Here is a 9888-nt window from a genome sequence, read left to right on the forward strand (position 1 = left end):
GGCGGTGGCGGCGGTGGCGGCGGCGGCAACAACAACCCGCGCTACAACAACCCGCACGGCCTGCCGGTGGACGACGACAACGCCGACCCGGGCGCCGACGACCGCCTGATCAACCTCACCGAACTCAAGCGGATGAAGGCGCCGCAACTGCTGGCCTTCGCCGAGTCGCTGGGCATCCGCGAAGGCGTGGCGCGCGCGCGCCGCCAGGACGTGATCTTCTCGATCCTGAAGGCCCACGCCCGCTCCGGCGGCGGCATCTGGGCCGAGGGCGTGCTGGAAATCCTGCAGGACGGCTTCGGCTTCATGCGCTCGGCCGACGAGAGCTACCTGGCCGGCCCCGACGACATCTACGTCAGCCCCAGCCAGATCCGCCGCTTCAACCTGCGCACCGGCGACTACATCACCGGACGCGTGCGCCATCCCAAGGAAGGCGAGCGCTATTTCGCGATGCTGCGCGTGGACGACATCAACGGCGATCCGCCGGAGGCGTCCAAGAACAAGATGCTGTTCGAGAACCTCACCCCGCTGTTCCCGCGCAAGGCGTTCAAGCTGGAGCGCGGCAACGGTTCGAGCGAGGACATCACCGGCCGCATCCTCGACCTGGTCGCGCCGATCGGCCGCGGCCAGCGCGGCCTCATCGTCTCCCAGCCGAAGTCCGGCAAGACGATGATGCTGCAGAACATCGCGCAGGCGATCCAGTACAACCACCCCGATGCGCACCTGATCATCCTGCTGGTGGACGAGCGTCCTGAGGAAGTGACCGAGATCGCCCGCACCGTGCGCGCCGAGGTCATCAGCTCCACCTTCGACGAGCCGGCGGTGCGCCACGTGCAGGTTGCCGAGATGGTGATCGAGCGCGCCAAGCGCCTGGTCGAGCACAAGCGCGACGTGGTGATCCTGCTCGACTCGATCACCCGCCTCGCCCGCGCCTACAACACCGTGGTGCCCAGCTCCGGCAAGGTGCTCACCGGCGGCGTGGACGCCAACGCGCTGCAGCGCCCGAAGCGCTTCTTCGGCGCCGCGCGCAACGTGGAGGAAGGCGGCAGCCTCACCATCATCGCCACCGCGCTGATCGACACCGGCAGCAAGATGGACGAGGTGATCTACGAGGAGTTCAAGGGCACCGGCAACATGGAAGTGCACCTGTCCCGCCGCATCTCCGAGAAGCGCGTCTACCCCGCCATCGACATCAACCGCTCCGGCACCCGCCGCGAGGACCTGCTGATCGAGCCGGACATGCTGGCGAAGATCTGGATCCTGCGGAAACTGCTGCACCCGATGGACGAGCTGGCCGCGATGGAGTTCATGCTCGACAAGATGAAGAACACCAAGTCCAACGACGAGTTCTTCAATTCGATGAAGCGCTGAGGGTCGGTGAGGCGCCGAGGGTCGGTGAAACGCCGAGGGTCGGTGAGGCACTGGAGGCCCTTGTTCTGCTCGTCATCCCGGCGAAAGCCGGGATCCAGTGGCGTCCATGCTTGCCCAAGCCGCCCAGTCGCTGGATTCCGGCCTTCGCCGGAATGACGGGCGGTGGCGCATTTCCCCGAGGCTCCGCCCTCTGCAGACATCAGCGACAAGGCCGGCCATGCGCCGGCCTTGTCGTCTTGGCGACGCGGTTCAACTGCGTCCTCATTCGCACGCCTACGTAGTTGGTCACTTGACCAATCAATGATGCTCATCGCACCTGCGTCCTGATCCGCGCGGGCTCACGGGCAGGAGTCGGCCAAAAAGCGGACCTCCGCAGCGTGTTCAGTCCTGAAACACACGTCCGCCGGCGCGGCCGTGCACAAGCAGCTGCGTTAGCCCCAGGCTTGCCTACACCGGCAGCGCGGGTGCGACGAGCCCGGGGTTGCTGACCGGCCACGGCACCCCGGCCACGACCGTGCGCTCAAGCGGCCGAGCCAGATGCAGCGCGGTGTACTCCACTCGCACCCCGCCGTGACAAAGCCGCAGCAACTCGCCGATCACCAACGCGCCCGCGGCCGCCCCAGTGAAGGGCGTGGCAATGCTGCGCCCGGCCAGGCGCAGTGCGCCGCAGCGATCGCCGCTGTCGGCGAGCAGCTGCTGGTAGGCCGCTTGGTTGAAGGGGACTGGAGTCACGTCGCCCGGCACGGTGGCCGGGTCCATCCAGCAATCCAGCGCCGGCCGTGAGGCCGGAAACGTGTGCACGGTGATGCCGAGGTAATCCCCGGGGCCGCGTCCGAGGCCGGCTTCGATCACCCGGGAAAAGCCCACCTGCTCGACCCGCCGTCGCGCCGCCGGATTGTCCACGCCCATCAGCGCCACGGCCGGCTCGTCGCTGGCCACGGTGAAGTCGGCGGCGAAACGTCGTTCGATGAGCGTCGTTCGAAAGCCGCGGTGCTCGGCCCAGTCCGCCGCCATGCGCGTCTTGCGGCGTCCCATATCGATCTCGCGGCTGAGCAAAGAGGTGCTCTTATTCGCGAGCGAAACCTGATCGAAATCCTGCAGCACCAGCTCGCACGGGTCGGCGCCGTAAGGCAGCAAGCCCAAGGTCCAGAGGTAGGCCTGGCCCAAGTTACCCAGGCCCACCAGCCATGCCGATTGCGGCAGCACCGTGAGTGCCGGACCAGGTGCGGCCGCCGCCCACGGCACCGCGGGATCCCACAACGACCAGCCGATGCGCCGATGGCAGGCCAGCGGCTGCGTGCCGCGGAAGAACTGGAAGATCTCGCTCACTGCCATCGCGCCTGCGAGCACGGCCGCGGCCGCGCAGTTGCCCTGCTCGGCCAGGGGCTCGTCTTCCAGCGGCAGCACCGCGGCTGTCCAGCCATCGAAGCTGGCGCGCACGCCAAAGCCCTCGGCTTGCGCCCGTCCGATCACCAGGCAAGGCAGCCGGGGATCCCGCGCGCTTGCTCGCGTGACACCGAAAGCTTCCAAGGTCGCGGCCAAGCCCGCAGGCGCCGGCGCATCCGGATGCCCTCGCCAGCGCGCGCGCAGCGGCTGCTCGGGCCCCAGATAGCTCACGCCGCCCAGCAGACACGGCAACGCGGTGGCGGCGGCCGTGAGCAAGGCGGCCTGCGCCATCTCGCCCAGGTCGGGACCAAAGACCAGCTGCACGCGATAGCGGGCAAAAATTTCCAGCGCCTCGGCCTCGGAGGCCGCCTCGCCGGTGTCCAGAACCATCTTGAGCACGCGGCTCAGGCGCTCGCCCAGTTCTTCCAACGACTCACTCATGGTCATCCCCCAGCACCAAGAACCGGTTGCCGCACCCGCCTACCGCCTGCCATTGGTGGTCCCCTTCGTAGACGTAGACGCCCACTGACCAGCGGCGGATTCGCGGCCGCGCGAAGTTGGGCAAGATGATTGCGACATGGCCGCGCATGGCGATCAGCGGGTTCTGCCGATCGATGCGGCTTTGTCGGGCGCTGTGCGGGTGCACGTGAATATCGCCCACCACCTGCACGCCGCGCTCGCGCACAATCGCCCACAGACGGCGAAACGCCGCCGCGGGCAAGTCCACGACGCCGCGGGCGTGCACATCCGGGTGCAGGTCATCGAAGTACAGCACTTCGCTGACACGACGGCCGTGCTCGGTCATCTGCCCGAGCAGGAAGGCGCCCGATTCGTGGGTCTCGCCGCCAGTGCGCGCATGCAATTGCGCGACCAGACCGCCCCACAGCCGGCGCGGCATCCGAAGTTCACTGGGCGCGGGCATAGTCAGGCGACCCCAGCAGGTCGGACACGACCCGCACGTATCGGTGGATGCCCACGGCCGGATCCCACAGCATGGACGGATGCTGCTGGCGCCAGGCCTCGTGACCCTGGATGGCGACGCGATCGCAGGGGATGTACAGCGCGCTGGCGTTCCAGTTCGGGTTGAATGCGGCGTTGATCCGGTCGTGACCGCGCGGCCAACGCGGCGGCGACAGGGCAGCGTTGGACTCGCCATCCCACGGCTGGGCCGTGGGTGCGTTGCGCGGGTAGTTCGTCAGCTCGAAGCGCAGCAGCAGCTGGCTGCCGTCGCCGGCACGCACCCAGATCAGTGCGTGCGGCCAGGCAATCGAGTCCAGTCCCCAACGGCCCGAAAACGAGCCGTTGAGGAAAGCCCCGGAGTTGACGTCGGCCTCGAAGGCCTGTTGGTCCAAGGACGTCATGTCAGCCCTCCACCCGCTTGAAGGGCACCAGGTCGAAGGCCACAGCACACAGCGTGCCATCGGTCAGCGTGCCGATCTGGGTGTCCGAGTCGGGGCGCTCGTCGCCACCCTCGAGCTCGAGCACGTGCTCGGCCGCATCGCGCGGCGACATCTCGAAGGCGTTGCGCGTCGCCCACTGATGCACGTGGCCCACTCGCGTCACCGGCGGGAAGTCGCGCGACTTCGTCACCCCGTTGAATGTGACATTGACGCTGACGCGCTGGCAGCGTCCCTGGTGCAAGCGCAGCAGCGCCGGCCTGCCCTCGCCTTCGCCCGAAACCAGCGCCTGCACCGGCGTCTTCAGGTCGACCGGACCATCGTGGTCCTCGGCGTGGATGAGGTCCTGCCCGATGTCGGTGCCGCCCAGCGCCTCGAGCGCCTCACCTACCGTCTGCTGGCCGTTCACGTCGCCGACCAGCACCTGCGCAGCGCCCCCGCGCTGCAATACGATCTTGATGTTTTTCACGCTACACCACCTTCTGTGTCATTCGTCATTGGGGAATTCCAACGCCGTCACACAGCTAGTCGCGTAGCGCGAGAAAAAACCGGAAGGTGATTCTGAAAGTCGCGAAGAAACAGCGGCCAGGCGCCCGACTCAGGAAGCCACCGCGACCGCCGGAATCGCCGGGCACAAAAAGAAGAAGGGGCAACGCGGGCATTGATCGCTGATGTTTGGCGGGAAATCGCCGGCCGCGATGGCGTTGGCAATCGTGCGCACCTGGTCCACGGTGACATCGAGCTGCTTGCCGGTGATTTCCAGATCGACGGTGTCGCCGGAGGTCAGATAGTGCATCTGCAAACGGGCGCTCTTTCCGTAGAGCTGCTGGCCGGCCAGCAGGCGTAAGGTGTCGGGCAGCTCCGCCTTCACTTTCTTGGGGCGGCGTCCAGTCTTATAGCGGCGCACCATGCCGCCGTTGCCCGATTCGGCCTGGTCGAGCTCCACGCGCACGCGCACGCCGCCCACGTCCATCTCCACCGGCTGGGAGATCGCCCCGGGCGCGCGTAAATGCTCTTGCGCCTTGGTGAGCAAGCGCACGGCGAAGTCTTTGTAGAGCGGCGAAAACGGATGATCGCCCGGCCCTTGGGTCGCCCACACCTGCTCGAGCTGAGGCCAGTACTCCTCCAGCGGCACCTCGCGCGTTTGCCGCTGCTGCAACACCCACGACAAGACCGCGTAGACCGAACGGTGGAAGCGTGCGTAGCCGTCATCGTCGCCGCTGGCGTGCAGACCCAAGCTTCGTGAGTAGGCGTACTTGCGCGGACACCGCTCGTACAGGTCCAGCTCTCGTGCCTCGTGGATCGACGTCTCCAGCTTGAGCTCTGGGCGCGCGGGCAGCTCTTCGGCGATCGGCAAGGGCGCGCATTGGGGGGCGTTGGTGCGCGTCACTTGCCCCGCGATGGCCAGCAGGAACTTGGATTCGGAGGCATTGCGTGCGCCCAGCCGCTGGGCTCGCGACAGATGCAGATGGTCGCGTGCGCGCGAGAGCGCAACGTAGAACAAGCTCTCTTCCTCGAACCGGTCGCTGACATCCTCGGCGCGAAGCATGCCGGTCGGCGGCGGGCACGGGACGTAGCGGCCTGACTGCGGAAAGTGGCTGGTGGCCAGGTACGGCAGGTACACCACCGGAAATTCCAGGCCCTTGCTCGCGTGGACTGTCATCAGCCGCACCGCATCGATCGAGGCGGCGGCCGCCGGCAACTCACGAAGGGCTCGCTCCTCACCGAATTGCTCCAGCCGGCGGATCCAGCGCAACAGATTCTTCTTGGAGTTGCCCTTGCGAGGATCAAAATGTTCGGCGGCGAACTGCAGCAGCTGAAAGACGGCCAGGCGGCGCTGCTGGGCAGAGCTACCCTCACCTTCCAAGAGCGCATCGATTAGGGCGCGGCGCTCGAACAGCACGTGATGGAGCACTTGCGGGACGGTCGATTCGAACGACACCCCGGCCAGGTCATCGCGCAGGCGCTCCAGGGCCGCGCGCCCGGCCGGTGAGCACGCGGCGACGACCGCGGGGTCTGACAAAGCCGCTAGCGGCATGCGCTGGGCAGCGTTCGCGTGCTGCAAGAAGGTGCGCACGTCCTCCAGGGGCATGCCGTAGGCGCCGGTGGCCGCCAGCCGCAGCAATGCACCGCGGCTGGGTTCGGCGACGAACGAAATCAGCGACAGCAAATCGCGCACTTCCGCGCGTTCGAAGATGTCCCCCAAATACATCGACGGTACGCCCAACGCCTGCAAACGCACGGCGATGCGCTCGGCATGGGTATGAGTTCGCACGATGATGGCCTGTTCGCGGTAGGCCACGCCTTGCTGGCGGTGGGCCTCGATCGCCTGTGCGATGGCACTGACTTCCGAATCCAGGTCCGGTGCGATCAGCAGTTGGGGGCGATGGCCTTCCCCACGATCCCCTTTGAGCTGCATGGCCGCGCGCCAGACCGGCTCGTCCAGGCTTCGGGCAAAGGTCGTGTAGGTATCGATGATGCGTTGCCCGGAGCGGTAGTTGCACTCCAGCGGAAACACCTGTGTCCCTGGGTATTCGGTGGTGAACAGGCGTATGTTGCCTGGCGATGCGCCGCGGAACCGATAGATCGCCTGTCGCACATCACCGACCACCCACAAGCGCTCGCCCTCGCCCGCAAGCAACTTCAGCAGGCGCGAGCTGGCGCGGTTGACGTCCTGGTATTCGTCCACGAGCACGTGAGCGAACTGGCCGCGGACCTCGGCCAGTACCTCGGGGTGCTCTTCCAGCAGGCGGATAGCGCGCCAGATCAGGTCGCCGAAGTCCACCGCCCCCGCTTCTTCGAGCATCGACTCGTAGCCGGCATAGACCCGCGATACTTCGTCCGCTCGCTCGGCCGCTTCGCGTTCGGCATCGGTTTGCGCGCCTTGGGCCATTTGCGCCGCCAACGTGGCGTATTGCGCAGGCGTGCACAGCTCATCCTTGGCGCGCGAGATCGCGCCCAACACCGGCTGGATCTGGGCGAGCGGATCGTTCAGGCGCAGGTAGTAGTGCAACTCCAGGCTGGGCAGCACCGCTTCCAAGCGCTCGAGGGCTTCGGCCGGATCCACCACGCGTACTGGCTCGGGCAGGCCGGCTTGGGCGGCGTGTTTGCGCAACAATTCCAGGCCGAAGGCGTGAAAGGTCCCGGCCCACAGCTCGTTCGCGGCCGGGATAGTGCGTGCAATGCGCTCTTTGATCTCGCGCGCCGCCTTGTTGGAGAAGGTCAGCGCCAAGATCGAACGCGGATCGGTGTCCTCCATGAGCAGATGCTCGATGCGCCCAATTAGCGTGCGCGTCTTGCCCGTGCCCGGCCCGGCTTCCACCAGCGCCGGCGTGCCCACGTGATGGGCGGCGATGCGCTGTGACGGATCCAGTCCCGCGAGCGGTTTGTCCGGTTGCACAGGCGGCGGATCGGGCACCAGCAAGGCGTACTGCAGCTGTTGGTAGACCAGGCCCGACGCTATTCCAAGCTCGCTGGCGATCTTCGAGGCCGGCCACTGCTGCTCGATGAACAGGTGCCGGGCCAGGTCGACCGGCAACAAGAATTCGCGCGCGAACACGTTGGCATAGCGCTCACGCAATTCCAGCGCGCTGTAGCCTTCCACGCGCCCGATGCCCAGGGGCGTGGCCTGCTCAGGCCCTTCGGGGTCGACATCAAAGCTCACCAGCACCGGATCGGCGGGTGATTCGATCACCCAATGACCGAACTCGTGGGCTTGGACGAAGACCTTCGCTTCCGGGCCCAGCGCGGCGGAAACGATGATGCGCTGACTCTTGCGTTGCAGCGCGCCCATCCCGCCCCCGAGCAAGGGGTAGTCGGCGGGCACGTGCAAGACGGTGAGTTCGGCATCGTCCATCGCCGCCTGCAACAGCTCATGGGCGGCCTGGCCACAGCTTGTTTTTTGCTGCAGGCGCTGGCGCACCTCTTGCGCCTGGAGCCGAACCGAAATGAACGCATCCACGGCGGGTACGCTTTATACGGTCTCACGAAGCCATTGCTGCTTGGCTTCGTCCGACAGTGTGGAGTTTTCGACGGCCTGCTTGAATGTCCAGTGCGTACGCGTGGGTGCTTTGGCCGCCGAGCGCGCTAGGACCACTCGCCGGTTACTTTGAAACAACCAGGCGCTGACGGCCTCCACGCTTTCGTTGAGCGCGGACGAAAAGACGTTGAGCAGACGTTGAGGCACCGGCGGCAAGATCATGTGCTCCTCAAACAGAGCCAGGATCGACTCGTCGATTCCAAGGCTCTTCGTCCACACGGCCTGGGGTCCGCGCGCACGAAACGCCGCCTCCACGCGCTGGATCTGGTCGCGGGTTGCGCCGGCCGATCGCACCGGCGCCGGCGCGGCGGCGACATGATCTTGATTTTGGCTCACCCGCTGCAGGTGGCTCATGGTGTTGCTGACTAGGTGGTCTTCCTCCTCCGCGGCTAGCGGCTCGCTGCCAACCAGCACCGTCGCCACCCATTCGAGGGCGAAGTCGACGATTTCCTTCTCAAACTGCGGGTACTTTTCGGTCCATTCGTCCACCAAGGCCTTGGACGGGCGGTCTGCCGCCGCGGCGAAGGCGCCGAGGACGTCGTCGGGGATATTCTTGTGGCTCATAGATCTTTCCTTTCACCAAGCGCTTTGGCGACCTTGCCGATCCACTCGCGAACGGTGCGGTCGGAGACGCTCAGCTGCTGTGCAATTTGGGGTTGGGTTCGTTGCAGCACGCGCCAGAGCAAGAACGCTTCGATGGCCTTTTTAGGCAGCTCGGACAGGCGGCGCTGGAGAGCCACGAGCTCTTCGTGAGCCAGAGCACGGGCTTCGGGCTCGAACTCCAGATCCGGCGGATCCCAGTCAGGCGCGATCAGCTTGCCTTCGCTGTCGTCATCCTGATCGACCTTTTCCAGTGCCAGCTCGAGGTTGCGCGCCCAAGGGTGGTGCCGCGAGCGCATGGCATCGATCGAACGACAGATCAGGTAAGAGGAGAAGCGTCGGATGCCGTACTCCAGGCCCGGATCTTTGCGTTCTACGCTCTTGAGCACGCTCTCAAAGATCAGCTGCTGGTGATCGAGCAGGTCGTCATCGGAGATGCCATACAACCGGCGCATGCGGCCGGCGATCATCGGCATGGCGGCTTTGACCAAGGCCTCGAACGCGGCCCAGTAAAGCTCCAGGTCTCCGGCGTCGTGGCCTGCACATACGCTGTACAGCAACGCTTCGGCGCGCAGATCTCTCTTTCGCGCCGCTTGCTTGAGGCGAGCCAGTCGCTCATCGCGGCTGAGCGCTTCGAGTGCGTCGATTTGGCTTATTACTTCGGGAAGTCGGCCCTGGGGCGGCTGCCCTCGTTCGCTGTCGGGTGGTTCTAGGTCGGCTTTCATGCAGCTACTTTCCTCCGGGCTTTCCGACCTCTTCGAGTGCAAGACCGGACCATCCGATCTGGTGCCTTACGCGATCGCGGCAGGCCACGGGCCAGCGTCGAACGCGCAATGGGTCGTTTCCCCACCAGTCGAAGCGTGGGTGAAAAAACCGGAAGCCTTCACCACGCCCCGAACAGCGGGTCGTTTAGTGCCCCCAGTCGAAGCGTCGGCACAAAAACCGGAAATCCTTGCTGGCGCCCCGAACCCTAGAGGAGCATACCTTCGGTCTGGCCCCGGGCGGAAAAACCGGAAGTCCCCCCAGGCCCTGACGATCGAGTCATCGGTCAGCCAATCGGGCCCCCTTCTAAAAGCCCGAAAGCCCCCCGCCGCGGCC

General features: G+C 66.1%; 8 protein-coding genes. 1 reads left to right on the top strand and 7 read right to left on the bottom strand.

The genetic code is table 11. From position 1 onward, the window contains the following. Positions 1-1368: transcription termination factor Rho (gene rho / locus PCA_RS14280; protein ID WP_181303292.1), on the top strand; the 1368-nt coding region annotated here is incomplete at its 5' end. Between the two features lie 447 nt (positions 1369-1815). On the opposite strand, the gene PCA_RS14285 is transcribed toward rho, so the two are convergent. The 7 genes from PCA_RS14285 to PCA_RS14315 form a co-directional block, all read right to left on the bottom strand. Beyond that, positions 1816-3195, bottom strand: coding sequence for a ThiF family adenylyltransferase (locus tag PCA_RS14285; protein ID WP_181303293.1), 1380 nt, complete (start codon positions 3193-3195; stop codon positions 1816-1818). Continuing rightward, a complete protein-coding gene (locus PCA_RS14290) occupies positions 3188-3652 on the bottom strand; it encodes a Mov34/MPN/PAD-1 family protein (RefSeq protein WP_181303294.1) in 465 nt (154 codons plus the stop codon). The genes PCA_RS14285 and PCA_RS14290 overlap by 8 nt, the downstream gene beginning before the upstream one ends. 7 nt (positions 3653-3659) lie before the next feature. Then, positions 3660-4115, bottom strand: coding sequence for a hypothetical protein (locus tag PCA_RS14295; RefSeq protein WP_181303295.1), 456 nt, complete (start codon positions 4113-4115; stop codon positions 3660-3662). A gap of 1 nt (position 4116) precedes the next feature. After that, positions 4117-4620 (bottom strand): hypothetical protein, encoded by a 504-nt coding sequence (locus PCA_RS14300; RefSeq protein WP_181303296.1) that lies wholly within the window; start codon positions 4618-4620, stop codon positions 4117-4119. 129 nt (positions 4621-4749) lie between these two features. Further along, positions 4750-8112 (bottom strand): ATP-dependent helicase, encoded by a 3363-nt coding sequence (locus PCA_RS14305; protein ID WP_181303297.1) that lies wholly within the window; start codon positions 8110-8112, stop codon positions 4750-4752. 12 nt (positions 8113-8124) lie between these two features. After that, complete coding sequence (locus tag PCA_RS14310; protein WP_181303298.1) at positions 8125-8754, bottom strand: hypothetical protein; 630 nt, start codon at positions 8752-8754, stop codon at positions 8125-8127. Further along, the gene (locus PCA_RS14315) at positions 8751-9515 is read right to left on the bottom strand and encodes a sigma-70 family RNA polymerase sigma factor (RefSeq protein ID WP_181303299.1); all 765 of its coding nucleotides are present in this window, start codon (positions 9513-9515) and stop codon (positions 8751-8753) included. Before PCA_RS14315 ends, PCA_RS14310 begins: the two co-directional genes overlap by 4 nt. Between the last annotated feature and the right edge of the window lie 373 nt (positions 9516-9888).

The sequence above is a fragment of the Rhodanobacter sp. PCA2 genome, assembly GCF_013620825.1.
GTDB lineage: Bacteria > Pseudomonadota > Gammaproteobacteria > Xanthomonadales > Rhodanobacteraceae > Rhodanobacter_A.